The sequence below is a fragment of the Kitasatospora sp. NPDC038210 genome, assembly GCF_055600605.1.
Map to the genome: position 1 here is coordinate 89257 of NZ_JBVJYK010000004.1, position 18731 is coordinate 107987.

An 18731-nucleotide genomic window follows, 5' to 3' on the forward strand; every position below is an offset into this window, starting at 1 on the left:
GGCAGTACCTGCCCGCCGGACGGGCCGGAACACCCCGGGCGGGGGCCCATCGGCCGGAAACGGCGTACGAAGGGCCGGATCGGGCCGCGCAGGGCCCGGGAACGGCGGGGATCGGCCCCGGAGCGCCCGGGGAGCGCCCGGGGAGCGCCCGCGGAGCCGGCCCCACGGCGGCCACGACCGCGCCGGTGACCGGGCGGCGCCGATGGGCGAAGATGGACCGGTGACCGAACCCCGTACCGCTCCCCGCCTCGTCGCCACCGATCTGGACGGCACCCTGCTCTGCTCCGGCGGCACCGTCACCGACCGCACGGCCGCGGCGCTGGCGGCGGCCGAGGCGGCCGGGGTGCAGGTGGTGTTCGTGACCGGGCGGCCGCCGCGCTGGATGCAGCAGGTGAGCCCGCACATCGGCGGTCACGGGGTGGCGATCTGCTCGAACGGCGGCGCGGTGGTGGACGTGCGGCGCGGCGAGCTGCTGGAGTCCTTCCCGCTGCCGGCGGAGACCACGCTGGCGGTGGTCGAGGTGCTGCGGGCCAAGCTGCCCGGCACCGCGTTCGCCTTCGAGTACCCGGGCGGCTGGGCCCGCGAGGACGGGTACGCGGTGCCGATGTGGGGCGACGAACTGGAGCACGCGGTCGGCTCGGCGGAGGAGCTGCTGCGCGCCGGCGGGCCGGTCCGGGGCCTGTTCAAGCTGCTGGCCAAGCACCCGGAGCTGGACCCGGACACCTTCCTCGCCGAGGCCCGCTCGGCGGCCGGGCACCTGGCCGAGATCACCCGCTCGGCGCCGATCGCGCTGCTGGAGATCAGCGCGCCCGGCGTCACCAAGGCCAGCACGCTGGCCCGCTGGTGCGCCGGGCACGGGATCGACCGCAGCGAGGTGGTGGCCTTCGGCGACATGCCGAACGACCTGGAGATGCTGGCCTGGGCCGGCACCGCGTACGCCGTCGCCAACGCGCACCCGCAGGTGCTGGCGGCGGTGCCGCTGCACACGGTGAGCAACGAGCAGGACGGCGTCGCGGCGGTGCTGGAGGGGCTGCTCGGCCTCGACCGGCCGAGCAGCCCCCGCTGCTGATCCCCCTTAGCCGAAGCGCCCGTTGACGTAGTCCGAGGTCCGCTGGTCGCGCGGGCTACCGAAGATCTGCTCGGTCGGCCCGGCCTCGACGATCCGGCCCGGGGTGTCGTGGGTGGCCAGGAAGAACGCGCAGGTCTGCGAGACCCGCTGGGCCTGCTGCATGTTGTGGGTGACGATCACGATGGTGAGCCGCCCCTGCAGCTCGGCGATGGTCTCCTCGACCCGGCGGGTGGAGGTCGGGTCCAGCGCGGAGCACGGCTCGTCCATCAGCAGGATGTCCGGCGAGACGGCCAACGACCGTGCGATGCAAAGGCGTTGCTGCTGCCCGCCGGAGAGCGCGCCGCCCGGGGTGTGCAGCCGGGTGGCCACCTCGTCCCAGAGGCCGGCGCGCCGCAGGCTGGTCTCCACCAGGTGCCGGCGCTCCTCCTTGGACACCTTGATCCCGGCCAGCTTGAGCCCGCTGGAGACGTTGTCCTGGATGGACATCGCCGGGAAGGGGTTGGGCCGCTGGAACACCATGCCGATCCGGCGCCGCACCTCGGCGGGCCGGCGTCCGGGCCGGTAGACGTCGTCCCCGTCGAGCAGCACCTCGCCGGAGAGGGCGGCGCCGCGCACCATCTCGTGCATCCGGTTGAGGATCCGCAGGTAGGTGGACTTGCCGCAGCCTGACGGGCCGATCAGCGCGGTGACCCCGCCGGCTGGCATCGCCAGCGAGACCCGCTCCAGCACCTTGCGGCTGCCGAACCAGGCGGACACGTCGCGGGTCTCCAGCCCGGCCAGCGGTTCGCCGCCGGGGTGCCGCGGGTCGGCGTACGGGGCGGCGGGGACCGGGGGGAGGGTGAGGGTGTCGGCCACCGGGTCGGTCGCGGGGGCGTCGGCCAGTGGCACGTCGGTCAGTGGTGCGTCGGTCATCGGTACGGTCCTCCGGGCGCGCGTCAGTAGAGGTTGGGCAGCAGGGCGGCGGCGTTCTCGTAGACCGCCCAGAGCAGTGCGCCGACCACCGGCGCGAGGCTCAGGTACGCGGCCGAGCGCCGCCAGTACCGGGCCAGCACCAGCGCGCCGAACACCGCGCCGAGCAGACCGAGCGACCACAGCTGCAGCGTGGCCAGCGCGCCCTTGTCCGCGGCCAGCGCCTTGTCGTACGGGACGGTCGCGGGCCGGCCGCCGGGGTTCTGCGCGGGGGCGCCCTCCAGCCGGGCGCCGATCAGCACGGTCGAGCCGGGGACCCAGTCGGAGTCGCCGGTGACCAGGACGAGGCGGTCGCGGGCCGGGTCGCCGATCGGGTGGTCGCCGTCGCCGTACGTGGTGACGGTGTAGGTGAACTTGCCCTGCCCGGTGGTGGCTTCGATCTTGTCGCCGACCCGCAGCCCGGACAGCTCGGCGAAGGGCGCGCCGAAGGTGGCGCCCCGGCCGAAGACCACCGAGACGCCGCTCTGGCCGGGCAGCGCGGTGTCCCGGCGGTGGCCGGGGCCGCGCATCAGGTCCCGGCCGGTGGTGCCCTCGACCACGACCGCCTGGTGCAGGCCGATCGCCGGGATGTCCAGCAGCGCCACCGGGTCGCCGTCGGCGGCCGGGCCGGTCGGGGCGACGGCCCGGGCCAGCTGGTCGCGGAAGGTCTTGTACGCGGTGGACTGGTAGTGCTTCTCCTGGAGGTGCGAGAGCGTGAAGAGGTAGCCGACGAAGCCCAGCACCAGGACGGCCGCCAGGCAGGCCGCCCAGGCGCCCTGGAGGAACCGCCGCCGTGCGGGCGGCGCGGCGGGCCGGTCGGGGGCGGCCCCGCCGGCGGCCGGCCGCGGCGCACCGGCCGGGGCCGGCCGCGCGGCGGGCTTCTCCAGCACCGGCGCGGTCACGAGGTGCCGTCCGAGCCGTTGCGGCGGCGCAGCAGGCGGCGGCCGAGCAGCGGCGGGACGAGGACCACGGCGAGCAGTTCCACCGCGGTGAGGGTGGACAGCGTCCAGTCCTCGGGCTTGCCGCTGACCTCGACCACGTCGGCCGCCACCTGGCTCGCACCGCCGCGGCCGCGGGCGACGACCTGGCCGGTCTGCGGGTCGATCACGTCGCCGGTGCCGTCGTCGGCGCCGGGTCCGTTCGGGTCGCCGGCGGCCGCACCGCCGGGCGCGTTCGGGTCGCCGCCCGCCGCGCCGCCGGCACCGCCGGCGCCACCGCCCGTACCGGCGCCGCCCGCACCGCCCGTCCCGCTGCCGTCGGCGCCGCCGCCCCCGGACCCGCCGGTGCCACCGGTGCCGCCGGTACCGCCCGCTCCACCGGCCGCGCCGCCCGAGCCGCCGGTGCCGCCGGTGCCGCCGGCGGAACCGGTCGACACCGCCTTGCCGCCCTGCACCACGCAGTTGAGCGGCGCGCCCTGCTTGTCGCACTCGCTCGGCATCGGGGCGTTCTTGAGGACGGTCAGCTCACCGGCGGAGTTGAAGGTCGGGTTGGCGCAGTTGGCGAGGGTGTCCGGGTTCACCGGGCCGGCGTTGCCGGGGATGGACTTGGTCTGCAGCAGACCACCGCGGACCAGGCCGCGCGGGATCGGCGAGTACCCGAGGTCGTCGGCCTTGCCCTGGCCCTCGCACAGCACGTAGGAGAGGAAGCGGCTGAGCGCGGAGCCCTTGTCGTTGTTGAACCGCGGCGGCGGGGGAAGCGCCGCCCCGGCGCGCGGCACGATCAGGTAGCTGTAGCTGGAGATCGGGTAGGCGCGCGGGTCGTTCATGGTGTAGACGCCGTCGAGGTTCTGCTGCAGGTAGTTCGGGTCGTTCGGCGGGGTGCTGTCGTCCACGCCGCGGATCCTGGCGGCGGTGAGCGCGACGGCGACGTTGGAGGCGGTCGGCAGCGCGTAGTAGCCCGCCGCGTTGAGCACCTTGACGACCGGCCAGTTGCTGCGCTTGGCGAAGGCGTACTCGTCGTAGCCGATGGTGCCCTGGTTGCCAGGGGACTTGATGTAGCCGGCCACCACGTCGGAGCCGTTCTGGGCGGTCATCCGGCCGGACTTCGGGAAGAACTCGGTGTAGTCGCCGCAGCTCACGCCGTTGACGGACGTGCAGTAGGCGTCCCACTGGTCCTTGTGGGTGTGCTCCATCCAGCGGGTGAACTGCGCGGTGGCGCCGGAGCCGTCGGAGCGGATCACCGGGGTGATCGGCAGGTTGGGCAGGGCCTTGCCGTAGTCGGCGGTGATCTTCGGGTCGTTCCAGTTGGTGATCTTGTTGGTGAAGACGTCCACGATGGTCTGCGGGGAGAGCCGCAGGTCGGTGACCCGCTTGCCGCCGACGACCAGGTTGTACATGAAGGTGGTGCCGCCCGCGGTGATCGGGACGTAGGAGAAGCCGTAGGTCGGGTTCTCCTTGCCGCCGCCGCCGGCGGCCTGACCGCCCTGGCCGAGGCCGGTGTCCTGCCCGGAGCGGAAGGGCACGTCGGAGGCGGTGAAGTCGTCCTGCCCGATGGCCCACTGGGTGCGGCCGGCCGCCGAGCCGACCGGGTTGAAGTTGATCTGGATGCCCTGCGGCGACACGTCCTGGCGCCACTGGTCGATGGCGGGGCCGGCCCAGCTGGAGCCGTCCGCGCTCAGCGAGACGGAGGCCGCGTGGGCCGGGGTCTGCCCGAGCAGCAGGGAGGCCGTGGCGAGCGACAGGGACATCGCCCCCGCGAGCAGCCGGGCCATGGAGCGCCTTGCGGCCTCCCGGAACATGTGAACTCCTCTGGGACGGACGGTGGTTGGACGGGACATCACGGCTGCCCCTGCGGCCGGAGGGGGTACGGGCGGGCGGCCGCCTCCAGGCGGCGGGCCTCCCGGTCGATCCGGCGCCGCTGCGCCCGGGTCAGCTGTCCGGGCCGGCGGCCGCCGATCACGCGCGCGGTGACGAAGAGGACGAGCACCACGCCCATCAGGGTCAGGCCGGCCGCGAAGCCGCGCGCGATCATCCCGTCGTACGGCTGCTTGACGTAGTTCCAGATGTACAGCGGCAGCGAGACCTGGTGCCCCTCGAACGGGTTGCCGTTGAACTGCGAGGTGAAGCCGGAGGTGAGCAGCACCGGCGAGGTCTCGCCGACGCCGCGCGCCATGCCGAGCACCACCGCGGTCACCAGCCCGGGCCGGGCGGTCGGCAGCACCACGTTCCACACCGTGCGCCACTGGCTGCCGCCGAGCGCGTACGAGGCCTCGCGCAGGGTGCCGGGCACCAGGCGGATGACCACCTCGGCGGCCCGGGTGACGATCGGCATCATCATCACGGTGAGCGCGAGCGAGGCCGCGAAGCCGCTCTTCTCGAAGCCGAAGGTGATGATCACGACGCCGAGGATGAACAGGCCGGCCACGATGGACGGCAGCGCCGTCATCGCCTCGACCAGGGTGCGCACCGGCCGGGCCGCCCGGCCGCCGACCTCGGACATGAAGACGGCCGCCGCGATGCCCAGCGGGACGGCGAACAGCGTGGCCAGGCCGAGCTGTTCGAGGGAGCCGACGATGGCGTTGAGCGCGCCGCCCGAGGTCAGCCGGTCGAGCGGGCCGGTGTGCTCCATGGACTCGGTGAAGAAGTTGAGGTGCTGGGCGGCCTCCCAGCCCCGGCCGGCGACGTAGCCGATCTGGTCGGCGATCAGCGCGACCACCAGCAGCCCGGAGCTCCAGGCGACCACGGCGACCAGCCGGTCCCGCACCATCATCGGGTTCCACTGGATCCGGCCGAGGACGGAGTAGCCGGCCAGGAAGAACAGGTACCAGCAGATCAGGAAGCCGAAGGCGCCGCTGAACGGCAGCACCCGCTCGTACAGCACCCAGTCCAGCGCCAGCGAGCCGGCCGCCGCGCCCGCCACGGTGAGGACGTCGTCGCGGGTGACGCCGCCGATCCGGAGCTTCTTCTCGGGGCGCGGGGCGCCGGTCGCGTCGGTCGCGTCGGTCGCGGCGGGCTCCGCGGACGCGGGGGCCCCGGCGGGCCCGGACGGCGCGACCGGCGGCAGGTCGAGCGTGGTCATCGGAAGGTCCCTTCACGGTTCGGGCGGCGGGCTGCCCGGCAGGCGTGCCGGCGTTGCGTCGTGGTCAGTCCGCCGTCGCGGCGCCGGAGCGCGAACGGTTGATGACGATCCCGGCCAGCACGTTGACCAGCAGGGTGAGCGCGAACAGCACCAGACCGGCGGCCATCAGCGCGGAGAGCGACAGCGAGTCCGACTCGCCGAAGCGCAGCGCGATCAGCGCGGAGATCGAGTTGGCGCCGTTCTCCAGGATGTGCGTGATGGCCTCGAAGTTCGGCGAGATGATCAGCGCGACGGCGATGGTCTCGCCCATCGCCCGCCCGAAGCCCAGCATCACGGCGCCGATCACGCCGCCCTTGCCGAACGGCAGGACGACCGCGCGGACCATCCCCCAGCGGGTGGAGCCCAGCGCGTACGCGCCCTCCCGCTCGCCCTGCGGGGCCTGGGAGAAGACCTCCCGACTGAGCGAGGTGATGATCGGGATGATCATCAGGGAGACCACCACGCCGGCGATGAACGTCGAGGAGGTGTACGAGGTGTTGATGTCGCCGATCCGCACCTTGAGGAAGGGGATGGTGTCGCCCAGGTGGTTGGCCGTCCAGCGGACGAAGCCGATGATCCGCGGCTGAAGGAAGAACAGGCCCCACAGGCCGTAGACGATGCTGGGGATGGCCGCCATCAGGTCGATGAGCGAGACCAGCGCGGCGCGCAACCGCACCGGGGCGTACTCGGAGATGAAGATCGCGGTGCCGATCGCCACCGGGACGGCGATGAACAGCGCGATCACCGCGATCAGCAGGCCGTTGGGCAGGACGGCGGCGATGCCGAAGTTGTGCGCGGCGGTCTGCCACTTCTGCTCGGTCAGGAAGGACCAGCCGACCGTGCGCAGCGCGTCGGTGCCGCGCAGGATCAGGAAGAAGGCGATCAGTCCCATGATCGCGAAGACCGAGAAGCCGGCCAGCCGCAGCACGCCGCGGAACACCCGGTCGCCCGGGGTCGCGGGGGCGGTGATGGCGCGCGGCACGTCCTGGTCGGGCCCGTGGTCGGGTTGGCGCGGCACCCCGGCGTACGGTGCCGCGGGCTCAGCGGCGGATGTCATGGTGTGCTCTCCGTGCTCGGGAACGGGCGTGCTCGGTGAGGGTCCGGGGCGCAGCCTCGGCGGGCGGGAAGCGCTCGGCGGGCGGGAAGCGCTCGGCGGGGCCGTGACGGCGGCCCCGCCGAGCGCGGGCTTCCTACCTGCGGCGCAGCCGCGACCACTGGGCGCGGGCGCCGGCCAGCACCTTCGCGCCGGCCGGGGTGCCGCCGAGGAACAGCGCGGCCGGTCCGCCGACCAGCAGCACCAGGCCGGCGATCAGCGCGACGGGCAGCAGCAGCCGGGCAGTGCCGGGCCGGTCGGGCACCGGGGTGCCGACCGGGGCCGCGGCGAGCGGGCTCCCGGACGGGGCGCCGGAGGGGGCCGCGGTGGCGCCGGGCTTGGCGGCGGCCGCTTGGGGGCCGGGTGCCGCGGCGCCGGCCGCGACCGTCCCGGTGGAGCCGGTCGAGCTGCCGGAACCGCCGGAACCGGTGCCGGACAGGCCGTCGGAGGAGCCTGCGCCGCTGCCGCCGGAGTTGCCGTCCGCGGTGGCGGCGGCGTTGCCCGCGCTGCTCCCCGGGCTCGTCCCGCCCTCGGTGCCGCCGGTGGTGGCGCCCGCCGTACCGCCGGCCGTGCCGCCGTTGCCGCTCTGCGGAGTGCCCGGGTCGGTGCCCGGGGTGGTCGGCGCGGTCTGGTTGCCGGGCAGTTTGCCGTCCTGCGCCTCCACGTGCTGCACGGCGTCCTGGGCCTGCTGCCGCTGGGCGCCGGTCAGGGCGAGGTAGCCCGGGGCGAGCCGGCCCGGCGAGATGCCGTAGGTCTGCCCGTCGGTGGTCACCGTCCTGAGGAAGCGCGCGATCGCGGCGGCCTTCGGGGCGGCGGCCCCGCCGGTGGGCACCATCGCGTACTGCACGTAGCTCAGCGGGTAGGCCCGCTGGTCGCGCGAGAAGGCGGTGTCGGGCGTGCCGTAGGGCAGCTGCTGCACCCCGGTGGTCGCGTCGGTGGGCATGTCGGCGACGGCGGCCTGGAAGCCGGCCGTGCCGGGCGACACGTAGGAGCCCGCCGGGTTGAGCAGCGCGGCCTCGGGCAGCGAGAACGCCTTGGCCTGGGCGGTGTCCATGACGGCGAGCATCGCGCGCTGGCCGACGGCCTGCGCGGCGCAGGGCTTGTGACCGTTGGTGACGGGGTCGATGTTCGGGTCCTGGCAGTTCGGCTGGCTCTGCATCAGGTTGCGGGCCACCCGCCCGAGGCCGTCCAGGGACGGGTTCCACTCGTACTGCTTCCAGTGCCGGAGGTCCGCGGTGGTGCTGTCCTTGTCGAGCCCGGTGAAGTCCTGGGTCTGGAAGGCCTCCGCGGGGTAACCGGCGAACTTGGGCTTCAGGTAGAAGCTGTCGACGCGCATGCCCCACGGGTCCGGCTCGCCGTCGAGGAAGCGGGCCGCGTCCGGGTCGGCGGCCACCCACGAGGTCAGCAGGTAGGTGAAGTCGGTGGTGCCGCCCGGGACGCCGGGGTAGATCGTCAGGACCGCGCCGCAACTGGTCGGCCAGTGGATCCCGTTGGCCGCGTTCTCTGGGTTCAGCTGCTTGAACTCGGGGTCGGTGAACAGGCAGATCGGGTTGCCGGCCACGGAGGGGATCGACGCGCCCGGCGACGCGTAGGACTGGGTCAGCAGTTTGGCCAGCAGCCGGGCGTTCAGCTTCATGTCCCGGATCTGCCGGCCGGTCGTCGGATCGTCGATCAGGTACGCCACCGAGATGCCGGTCGTGGCGAGCGGCGCGTAGACGTACGGGCGCGGGGGCGGTGACGGGTCCGCCCGCGCGGTCAGCGCCACGTCCGTGGTGCTGCTGCCCGCCAGGAACGCGGCGCGGGCCTGCGGCTCGCCGCCGGCCGGGACATAGCCCACGGTCATCGGCGAGTCGCCCAGGCACAGGCCGGCCCGCCACTGCTGCATGGCCCGGTTGGCCATCTCCAGCCCGGCGGCGCCGAAGGCCTGGTCGCTCGCGGCGCAGGAGTCCGGCGTGGGGGCGAAGCCGAGCGGGACCACCGTCCGGTGCTTCCAGGCGCACTGCTCGCTGGTCCGGTTGCCGGTCTTCCAGTTCTGGAAGGCGGGACCGGGCTTCATGATCCCGTCGGCGGCGGTGTAACCGTCCGGATCGTCGTCCAGGTCGTGGAACTCGCAGTCGGCCCCGCCGTCCTGGACCTGGAAGAGGTCCAGCGGGTCACCGCCGTAGTTGGGCTCGACCACCAGCGAGCAGGGGTGGGTCGAGTCGCAGCCGAGCGTGGCGCTCTCCTTGGCGCTCCACACCTCGATCGAGGCGGTGCCCGAGCCGTCCGGGCCGGTCGCGGCGATCACCTGGTTGGAGGGCCACTCCGGCGTCTCCATGCGGGTGGGGCGGGGCGGCTGTTCGAAGCCCTTCGACCCGTCGCCGCCGTAGAGCGTGCTGCCGTAGCAGTCCGTCACCGCCGGGTCGGTCCCGCGGCACTGGTAGATCCGGACCGCGTAGAGGATGCTGTTCGACTCCTTCACCGCCACCGGGACGGGAGTCTTGGCGTACAGCGAGACGGTCGGGGTGAAGCCGGTCCAGGAGACCTGGAGGACCTGGTTGGTGAGGTTCGCCGTCTGGGAGACGGTCACGCTGCCCTCGGGACCGTACTGCTTGGTGGCCGGGATCCAGACCTTCGGACCCTTCACCGTCACGGCCGAATCGGCGTGCGCCGGCGGCGCCGCGCCCAGCCCGATCGGGACGACGGCGAGCGCCGCCACCACGGCCTTGACGAGCGCCAGGGCCGGTAGTCGGCGACGCCACCGCCCGCTGCCTCTCGGGTCGGGTACGCGGTTTCTCATGGCGGGGCCTCCGGGAGGTGCGGGGCCGCCGAGGGAGGCGGCACGCGGGCGTCGAGCGCGCTGGGGACGGACGGTTCCGTGCGTACTATTCGGCCAGCCGGACATGGCGGGATCCGGTCGGCCAGGTGTACGAGACCACAACGCGGCGACTCCGCACCGGAGTTGGGAACTCCGCAAGCGGCGGGCCCGCGCCGAGGCACGGGCCCGCCGGTCTGCGGTCAGGTGCGGCGCGGTCAGTGCGCCGGGGTGTAGGACAGCGCGAGCGAGCCGATCTGCTGGCCGGCGGTGAAGAAGGTGGTGCCGAGCTTGGTGTCGAGGAACTTCGCGCCCTCGGCGTCCACCTGGAAGCTGGAGGAGCTCAGGCCCTGGGTGAGGCCGTTGCGGTTGATCACGTTGTCGCCGGCCGGGTCCAGCAGCGGCACGGGCGCCGTCGAGCCGTTCGGCACCGCGGTGAAGTAGCCGTTGGCGACGGAGAAGTCGAACTGCTTGAAGGTCACGCTCCTGCCGGTGGCGAGGTTCAGGAAGAGCAGCCCGCCGCCGAACTGCACGTCGCCGTAGAAGCCGGGGATGTTCGCCTCGCCACCGCTCACCGGGAGCGTCACGGTGAGGCCGGCGTTCGGGTCGAACGTCGGGTTGGCGGGCTGGAGCGGAATGACCACGATGCCCTTGAGCGCGGCACTCGTCAGGAAGTTCACGTCGGTCGTGATCACGGCCTGGCCCGCGGCCGGCGTGGCCGGGGTGGTGTCGGCGACAGCCGCACCGCTCACGGCGGTCAGAGCGAGGACGACGGCGGCACCGGTCGAGGCCAGGCGCGCGCTGATGCGGGACATGCCGAACTCCTTGGGAGAGGGAGGGGAGGGGTGGTTTCCGGCCGTGCGGTCGGGCCGGCGGCCGCAGGGCGAGGCCCCTGCGGCCGCCGGGTGGTGCGGGGTGGCTCAGGAGTGGGTGACGCTGCCGCAGGCGAAGGAGGACAGCGGCAGGAAGCCGAAGCTCTTCAGGTCGGTGGCACCGTTCTTGCAGATCCAGCCGGTCCGGCTGAAGATGGCGCGCAGCGCGTTGCCGTGCGCGTCGGTGGCGGTCCATTCGGCGTCACGGAAGACGTTGTAGACCACGCGGGAGTACGCGGTGGCCGCGAACGCGGAGCTGATGGTCTTGTTCACGGTGTCGACCGGCGCGACGCCGTCGACGGAGCGGATGGTCAGCGGGCCCTGGACGTCGGCGCCGCTGCCCTTGCCGAAGTAGACCTGGCCGATGTAGTGGGCCACGGAGTACGGGACCAGGGCGTTGACGTCGGCCAGCTTGGAGTCGCTGCCCTGGTTCTCCTGGACGCTGCTGTCCACGCAGGCGCCCGGGGTGACCGCGGTGCCGCCACCGATGGTGGTGAGGAAGAACGAGCGGGTGCCGGAACCGGTCTGCGGCAGGAAGGGCTTGATGGTGGCGTTCGGCAGCGACGGGTTGATCTGCGTCCAGTTGGTGACGGCGCAGGTGTAGATGTCCTTCAGGTTCGCCGTGGTCAGGTTCGCCGGGGCGTTGCCGGCGGACGGCGCTGCCCAGGCGACGGCGTCCTTGGCCATCGCGACGAAGTCGTCGGTGGTCGGGTCGGTCGGCTGCGGGGAGCGCGAGGAGCGGGCGAAGTCCACGGTGGCGCTGGTGTTGGCGTTCAGCGCGGAGATGCCGGCGCCGGAGCCGTTCGGGCGGGTGATCGGGGTGGCGCCCGACTTGGTGGTGATGGTGCCGGCCGGAATCGCGTCCCAGCTGTACAGGTGCGGGTCGCTCGGGTTGACCAGCGTCGCGTTGTAGTCGGCGGCGATCTGGTTCAGCACGGCCTGGGTGGTGTCCGAGCCGACGCCCACGATGTCCTGGGAGTTCGGCAGGCCGGCCGGGTCGGCGACGGCGGTGCCGGCGAATACGGTGGCGACCGAGGTCGCCAGCGCGGCGGCGGCAAGCAGGTTGGCAGCGGTCTTACGCATGTTTCTCTTCCTCCGGTGGGAGAGACGTCCATCGCGTGACCCGCACTCCGTTCGGGAGTCCGGGGCCGGTGACCGCGTCCGCTGCGGCCCTTCCGGCAGTGCAGATCCTGTCCGGCGGGCAGGTTCCGCCGGAAGGGAGGTCGAGCCCGGCCGGGGAATGTCGACTCATCGGTTCAGCGAGGTTTAGGTACTGGTCAGCGTGGACGCGACAGGGTCGTGACCGGGCCTCCGAACGGCGTCGACGTTCTTCTCCAGGAAGCTGCTCGGGGTGTTGCCGGAAACCTGGACTTCACCGAAGGCGCACGAACGGAAGGCCGCGAACGATCCGGGGCGGACGGGGCCCGGGCAGCACGGACCGACGACGGGACCGGTGCCGGAATGCGGCGGCGGGATGCGGCGACGGACTACAGCGGTCGGCGGCCGTCGCGCCCGGAACGGCGCAACTCCTGTCCCACCCATTGCAGTCCGGCCAGGAAGCCCTCGATCCCCGCCTGGCACTGGTCGCGCCGCAGGTACCCGCGTGCGCTGCGGGCCACCGGAACGACGGAGGCCGCCCCCGGCCGGGTGCTGCGCACCGGCAGGTAGGCGGCCCAGACCCACTGGCGCCCCTCGGACTGCCCGATCGAACATCGCAGCGCGGTCCGCTCGATCAGCAACTCCCGCACGGCGTCGGCGAGTTCATCCTCACTCCGGTAGGTCTGCGCGCCGATGCCGAGCGGCCTGCCGTTGGCCGCCCGCAGCGCCCAGCCGACGCAGCGGTCGGCCGCCGGTACGACCAGCAGCCGCGGACCGCGCCGCTCAGCGACCATCGGTGCGTCTCAACGGCACTGCGCGCTCAGGCAGTTCGCGCGGCGGCTGCTTGGCGAGCAGCACCACGAAGCGGCGGAAGGCGTTCTGGCAGGTCGCGTACCGCTCGTACGCGCGGCTGGAGCGCACCTCGGGGAGGTTGCGCGAGCCCGGGACGACCCAGACCCAGCCGATGCCGTCCCGGACGTGGGTGATGCGGGCGGTCAGCCCGTCCGCCCCGGCCCGCAGGCCGTCGAAGCCCCGCTCGGCCTCGCCGGCCGTCTCGAACGCGGCCGGGGTGATCGCGACGACCCGGCCGTTGGGCGCCTTCAGTTGCCAGCGGTAGCGCCCGTCCGCGGCTCGTTCGGCGCGGAATCCCCCTCGACTTGCCCCTGCTGCGGTGTGACCGCGGCCGGAAGCGTCCACTGCCCCCTCCGTCCGGTTACCTTCCGGTTTCCCCTCCGAGACGGAGCAAAGCTATGTGTGCACACAGAGCCGCCGAAAGCCCAGAACGTTCACAACTTGCGCCGTTGGTCGGGAAGTTCTCTCTCGTTTAACTTTCACTTGTCTTTACCGGAGGCTCCGGTTCCAGCCGGTGGACACCCTCAGAGCCGGGCCGTCCAGCGCACCGTGGTGCCCTTCCGGTAGGGCCCGCTCTCGTGCCAGGCGTCGCCGCCGAGCGCCTCGGCGCGCCGGGTGAGGTTGAGCAGTCCGCTGCGCCGGCCGCCCTCCGGGATGCCCACGCCGTCGTCGGTCACCGACAGCAGTACGCCCGGCCGGCCGCCCCGGTCCAACGACTCCGGGTCGCCGCCCACCGGCCGCCCGTCGTCGCCCAGGTGGACGGTCGCGTCGATCTCCACACCGACCCGGGAGGCCCGCGCGTGCCGCGCCGTGTTGGAGAGCATCTCCCGCAGTGCGGCGAGCAGTTGACGGCCGGTCTTGTCGCCGACCAGGCTCTCCACCGGCCCGACGAAGCTCACCGAGGGCTTGAAGCCGAGCGCCGCCGCGGCCTGGCTGGCCTCACGCAGCACCCGGGTGCGCAGGGTGTCCGGCGCGTCGCCGTGGTTGTCGTGCTGCAGGGCGTAGATGGTGGTGCGGACCTCCTGGATGGTGGCGTCCAGCTCGTCCACCGCCTTGCCGATGCCGGTCCGCACCTCGGGGACGACCGCCCGGCGGGCCGCGCTCTCCAGCATCATCCCGGTGGCGAAGAGCCGCTGGATCACCAGGTCGTGCAGGTCGCGGGCGATCCGGTCACGGTCCTGGAAGACGGCGAGGCGCTGCTGGTCGCGCTGGCCCTCGGCGAGCCGCAGGGCGAGCGCGGCCTGCGAGGCGAAGGTCTCGGCGAGCTGCTTCTCGCTCTCGGTGAAGGGCAGCGCACCGCACGGCCGCCAGACGCAGAGCCCGCCGAGCACCCGCCCGGCGGCGACCATCGGCACCGCCATCGACGGGCCGAAGCGGCGGGCGAGCCGCATCACCACGGTCGGGTCGCGGGACATGTCGTCCAGGTAGACGCTCTCCCCCGCCAGCAGCCGGGCCGCGAAGCTCTCCTTGGGCAGCAGCTCGCCGCGGACGAACTCGGCCACCTCGCCGGAGGCGTGGGCGACCCGCATCTGCCCGTCCCCCTCTCCCTCCGGGCCGGTCGGCAGCAGGATCATGCCGAGCGCGGCGTCCGCCAACTCCCGTACCTGCTCGGCCGCGACGGTCAGGGCCGCCTCGGCCTGCTCGGCGGAGAGCAGGGCGGTGGTGACGGCGGCGGCGCCGGCGATCCAGCGCTCGCGGCGGCGGCCCTCCTCGTACAGCCGGGAGTTCTCGATGGCGACGCCGGCCGCGGCGGCGAGGGCGTGCACCACCTGCTCGTCCTCGGGGGTGAAGGCGCCGCCGCCCTTCTTCTCGGTGAGGTAGAGGTTGCCGAACACCTCCTCGCGGACCCGGATCGGCACGCCCAGGAAGGTCTTCATCTGCGGGTGCCGGGACGGGAACCCGGAGGAGCGCGGGTCGGCGCCGAGGTCGGCCAGCCGCAGCGGTTCGGGGCGGTCGATGAGCACGCCGAGGATGCCGCGCCCGGCGGGCAGTTCGCCGATCCCGGCAGCGGTCCCGTCGTCCACGCCGACGTGGATGAAGTCGGCCAGTCCGGTGCCGCCCGGGGCGATCACGCCGAGCGCCGCGTAGCGGGCGTCGACCAGCTCGGCGGCCCCGGTGGCGATCCGCTGCAGGGTGGCGTGCAGGTCCAGCCCGGCGCCGATGGAGACCACCGCCTCCAGCAGCCGCTGCATCCGGTCGGTGACGGCAGCGGCCGACTGCAGGCGCTCGGCGACCTCCGTGACCAGGGTGTCCAGGCCGAGCGAGGCGATCTCGGGCACCCGATGGGGTGTCGGCTCGGGGGCGGCCTCGGAGGGGTCCGGCCTGGTGTCCGGCGCGGGGTCCGGCATGGGGTCCATGAAGAAAGACTAGTTTGTACGGTTTTCAGACGGCGGGTACCGGGACCGGCGCCGGCACGGCTAGCGGGTCTCCCCCACCGGCTCCGGCAGGCCCACCGGCTCCGGCAGCTCGTCCGCCTCCAGCAGGCCGTCCGCCTCCCGCTCCCGCCACCACATCGCGTGCAGCCGCCCGTCCCGGTCGGCGACCAGCTCCGACCAGCGGCCCCGCTCGGCCACCCGGCCGCCGTCCAGCACCAGCACCTCGTCCACCGTGGTGTCGTCCAGCCCGGCCAGCCGGTGGGTGATCAGCACGGTGGTGCGCCCCTCCGTGGCGGCCAGCAGGTCCGCGGTGAGCGCGTCGGCGGTGGGCAGGTCGAGGTGCTCGGCGGGCTCGTCCAGGACCAGGACGGGGAAGTCCGCGAGCAGGGCCCGGGCGAGCGCGAGCCGCTGGCGCTGGCCGCCGGAGAGGCGGGCGCCGTGCTCCCCGACCATGGTGTCCAGGCCGTCCGGCAGCCCCTGCGTCCAGTCCAGCAGCCGGGCCGCGGCCAGCGCGGCGCGCAGCTCGTCCTCCCCCGCGCCGGGCCGGGCCAGCCGCAGGTTCTCCCGCAGCGAGCTGTCGAAGACGTGCGCGTCCTGCGCGCAGAGCCCGATCACCCGGCGGACGTCCTCGCCCGCGAGCGCGCGGCTGTCCACAGCCTGTGGACGACCGGCGGCGAAGGTGACGGTGCCGGCACTCTGCTCCAGGAAACGCAGCAGCGCCTGGGCGAGGGTGGTCTTGCCGGAGCCGGACGGGCCGACCACGGCGATCCGGCGCCCGGCGGCCAGGTCGAGGTCCACCCCGGCGAGCGCGTCCACCGCCTGCCCCGGGTGCCGTACGGTCAGCCCGCGCACCGCGACCGGCATCGGCTGCTCGGGCAGGGCGCGGGGGTCGGCGGGCTCGGCGACCGGCGCCGGGGCGGTCAGCACCTCGTCCAGCCGGGCCCGCGCGGCGCGGCTGCGCTGGCGGGCCTGCACGGCGAGCGGCATCCCGGTGACGGCCTCGAAGGCGGCCAGCGGGGTCAGCACCACCACCGCCAGGCAGACCGGCGCCAGCACCCCGGCCCGCACCCCCTGGACGCCGACGGCCGCCGCGGCGGTCACGGTCAGCCCGGTGAGCAGCGCGATCAGCCCGGTGCCGAGCGCCGTGGTGGCGGCCGAGCGGGCGGCCAGCCGGGTCAGCGCGGTGTCGGCGGCGCGGACGGCGGCCAGCCGGCCGGGCAGCGCGCCGGCCACGGTGAGTTCGGCGGTGCCGGTGAAGGCGTCCACCACGGTGGTGGCCAGGTGCCCGCGTGCCGGGGCCTGCCGCCGCTCGGCGCCGGCCGACCAGCGGGCGGCCAGCGCGGGCACCACCGCACCCGCGAGCAGCAGCCCGAGTCCGAGCACCGCCCCGGCCGCGGGCAGGAAGGCGGCCAGCGCCAGCGTCGAGCCCAGCGCGACGACGCCGCCCACGGCGGCCGGCAGTCGCCAGCGCAGGTAGTGGTCCTGGACCGCGTCCACGTCGGCGACCAGCCGGGAGAGCAGGTCGCCGCGCCGGAAGGCGGGCAGTCCGGCCGGGGCGAGCGCGCTCAGCCGGCGGTGGACGTCGGCCCGCAGGGTGCCGAGGGTGCGCAGCACCGCGTCGTGCGAGACCAGCCGCTCGGCGTAGCGGAAGACGCTGCGGCCGATGCCGAAGGCGCGCACCGAGGTGACGGCCATCATCAGGTAGAGGACCGGCGGCATCTCGGAGGCGCGGGAGATGAGGTAGCCGGAGGTGGCCATCAGGGCGACGGCGCAGCCGAGCGCGAGCGCGCCGAGCAGGACGGACAGCGCCAGCCGGGGCGTGCTGCCGCTCCCGGCCTCCGGCTCCTCGGGGACGGCGGGGGCGGGCGTCGGCCTCCCGCTGTGGGCGAGCGGGGTGACGGGGGCACCGGCCACGGCGGCGGCCGGCCCGGCCAGCCGCACCCGCTCGTCCGCGACGGCCAGCAGCGCGGGCCGGTGCGCGACGATCAGCACGGTGCGCGCCGGGTCCTCGGCGAGGGTCCGGACGGCGTCCACGACGGCGGACTCGGAGGCGCCGTCCAGGTTGGCGGTCGGCTCGTCCAGCAGGACCAGCGGCCGGTCGTCGGCGAGCAGCACCCGGGCGAGCGCGAGGCGCTGGCGCTGGCCGGCGGAGAGCCCGGCGCCGTCCTCGCCGAGCCCGGCGGCCAGGTCGGTCACGAAGTCGAGCGCGTGGGCGGCGTCCAGCGCCGTCCACAGCTGCTCGTCGGTGGCGTCGGGCCGGTGGAGCCGCAGGTTGTCGGCGACCGTCCCGGCGAACAGGTGCGGGTGCTGCGGCACCCAGGCGATCTGCCGCTGCCAGCTGCGCGGCTCCAGCTCGGCCAGGTCGTACGAGCGGCCGTCGGCGGCGGTGATCCGGACGGTGCCGGCCTCGGGGGCGGTGAGGCCGAGCAGGACGGCCAGCAGGGTGGACTTGCCGGCGCCGCTCGGGCCGGTCAGGGCGGTGGTGGTGCCCGGACGCAGGGTCAGCCCGGCGCCGTCCAGCGCGGGCTCGGTCCGTCCGGGGTGGCGCACGACCAGCCCCTCGGCGCCGATCACGGCCCCGGCGAGGGCGGGAGCGGGCACCGTGCCGGCGGCGGGCAGTGGGGTCTCCAGCACCCGGAACAGCTCGTCGGCGGCGGTCAGCCCCTCGACGCTGGAGTGGTAGAGCGCGCCGACCTGGCGGATCGGGAAGTACACCTCGGGGGCGAGGACCAGGATCAGCAGACCGGTTTCCAGGTCGAGCGTGCCGTCCACCAGCCGGAAGCCGACGGTGACCGCGACCAGCGCGACGGACAGGGTGGAGAGCAGTTCCAGGGTGAAGGAGGAGACGAAGGCGATCCGCAGGGTCCGCAGGGTGGCCCGGCGGTAGTCGGCGGTGATCCGGGCGATGGTGGCGGCCTGGGTGCGGGCCCGGTTGAACACCTTGAGGGTGGGCAGCCCCGCGACGACGTCCAGGAAGTGGTGCGAGAGCCGGGCCAGGGTGTCCCACTGCCGGTCCATCCGGGACTGGGTGGCCATCCCGATCAGCACCATGAACAGCGGGATCAGCGGCAGCGTCCCGGCGATGATCGCGGCCGAGGTGAAGTCGGCGCCGACGATCCGCAGCAGCACGATCACCGGGACGACCACGGCCAGCGCCAGCTGCGGCAGGTACCGGGCGAAGTAGTCGTCCAGCGCGTCGATGCCGCGGGTGGCGAGGGTGGTGAGTTCGCCGGTGCGCCGGCCCGCCAGGTAGGACGGGCCGAGCGCGGTGGCGTGGTCGAGCAGCCGGCGCCGCAGGGTGGACTTCACCCGGGTGACGGACCGGTGCGCGGTGAGCTCGGTGAGCCAGCCGACCAGCCCGCGCCCGACGGCCGTCAGGGCGAGCAGCAGCAGCGGCGCGGTCAGTTCGCCGAGCGTCGCCCCGCGCTGGAAGGCACGGACGACGATCTCGGTGATCAGACTCGCCTGGGCGACCACCAGGGCCGCGCCCGCCGCGCCGAGGAGCACGGATCCGGCGAGGAAGGCCCGGGTGGTGCGGGCGTACCCGAGGAGTCGGGGGTCGACCGGCTTCATC

Annotated in this window: 13 protein-coding genes; 1 reads left to right on the forward strand and 12 read right to left on the reverse strand. The window is 74.2% G+C overall.

The window, feature by feature from the left end:
* Nucleotides 1-202: 202 nt before the first annotated feature.
* On the forward strand, nucleotides 203-1069 hold the full coding sequence (locus ACZ7KX_RS09565; protein ID WP_470325998.1) for an HAD family hydrolase: 867 nt from the start codon (nucleotides 203-205) through the stop codon (nucleotides 1067-1069).
* A 6-nt stretch (nucleotides 1070-1075) separates the two neighbouring features.
* On the opposite strand, the gene ACZ7KX_RS09570 is transcribed toward ACZ7KX_RS09565, so the two are convergent.
* From ACZ7KX_RS09570 to cydD, 12 genes are all read right to left on the reverse strand, one after another.
* Complete coding sequence (locus ACZ7KX_RS09570) at nucleotides 1076-1981, reverse strand: phosphate ABC transporter ATP-binding protein (RefSeq protein WP_350523700.1); 906 nt, start codon at nucleotides 1979-1981, stop codon at nucleotides 1076-1078.
* 23 nt (nucleotides 1982-2004) lie between these two features.
* Entirely contained in the window at nucleotides 2005-2919 is a 915-nt protein-coding gene (locus ACZ7KX_RS09575; protein WP_470325999.1) for a class E sortase, read from the reverse strand.
* Nucleotides 2916-4754 carry a substrate-binding domain-containing protein gene (locus tag ACZ7KX_RS09580; RefSeq protein ID WP_470326000.1) on the reverse strand — a complete coding sequence of 613 codons (1839 nt, stop codon included), beginning with the start codon at nucleotides 4752-4754 and terminating at the stop codon, nucleotides 2916-2918. The genes ACZ7KX_RS09575 and ACZ7KX_RS09580 overlap by 4 nt, the downstream gene beginning before the upstream one ends.
* A gap of 38 nt (nucleotides 4755-4792) precedes the next feature.
* Nucleotides 4793-6034: a phosphate ABC transporter permease PstA gene (gene pstA / locus ACZ7KX_RS09585; protein WP_470326001.1), complete on the reverse strand. Its 1242-nt coding sequence runs from the start codon at nucleotides 6032-6034 to the stop codon at nucleotides 4793-4795.
* A 64-nt stretch (nucleotides 6035-6098) separates the two neighbouring features.
* Nucleotides 6099-7130: a phosphate ABC transporter permease subunit PstC gene (gene pstC / locus ACZ7KX_RS09590; protein WP_470326002.1), complete on the reverse strand. Its 1032-nt coding sequence runs from the start codon at nucleotides 7128-7130 to the stop codon at nucleotides 6099-6101.
* A gap of 133 nt (nucleotides 7131-7263) precedes the next feature.
* Nucleotides 7264-9945: a hypothetical protein gene (locus ACZ7KX_RS09595; RefSeq protein WP_470326003.1), complete on the reverse strand. Its 2682-nt coding sequence runs from the start codon at nucleotides 9943-9945 to the stop codon at nucleotides 7264-7266.
* A gap of 233 nt (nucleotides 9946-10178) precedes the next feature.
* Nucleotides 10179-10775 (reverse strand): hypothetical protein, encoded by a 597-nt coding sequence (locus ACZ7KX_RS09600; protein ID WP_470326004.1) that lies wholly within the window; start codon nucleotides 10773-10775, stop codon nucleotides 10179-10181.
* A gap of 105 nt (nucleotides 10776-10880) precedes the next feature.
* Nucleotides 10881-11915 (reverse strand): PstS family phosphate ABC transporter substrate-binding protein, encoded by a 1035-nt coding sequence (locus ACZ7KX_RS09605; protein WP_470326005.1) that lies wholly within the window; start codon nucleotides 11913-11915, stop codon nucleotides 10881-10883.
* 404 nt (nucleotides 11916-12319) lie between these two features.
* Nucleotides 12320-12724 (reverse strand): hypothetical protein, encoded by a 405-nt coding sequence (locus ACZ7KX_RS09610; protein ID WP_470326006.1) that lies wholly within the window; start codon nucleotides 12722-12724, stop codon nucleotides 12320-12322.
* Nucleotides 12714-13127, reverse strand: a complete 414-nt coding sequence (locus ACZ7KX_RS09615; RefSeq protein ID WP_396551096.1) for a hypothetical protein — start codon at nucleotides 13125-13127, stop codon at nucleotides 12714-12716. Before ACZ7KX_RS09615 ends, ACZ7KX_RS09610 begins: the two co-directional genes overlap by 11 nt.
* Nucleotides 13128-13306: 179 nt before the next feature.
* Nucleotides 13307-15130, reverse strand: a complete 1824-nt coding sequence (locus ACZ7KX_RS09620; protein ID WP_470326298.1) for a sensor histidine kinase — start codon at nucleotides 15128-15130, stop codon at nucleotides 13307-13309.
* 69 nt (nucleotides 15131-15199) lie between these two features.
* Complete coding sequence (gene cydD, locus ACZ7KX_RS09625) at nucleotides 15200-18730, reverse strand: thiol reductant ABC exporter subunit CydD (RefSeq protein ID WP_470326007.1); 3531 nt, start codon at nucleotides 18728-18730, stop codon at nucleotides 15200-15202.
* Between the last annotated feature and the right edge of the window lies 1 nt (nucleotide 18731).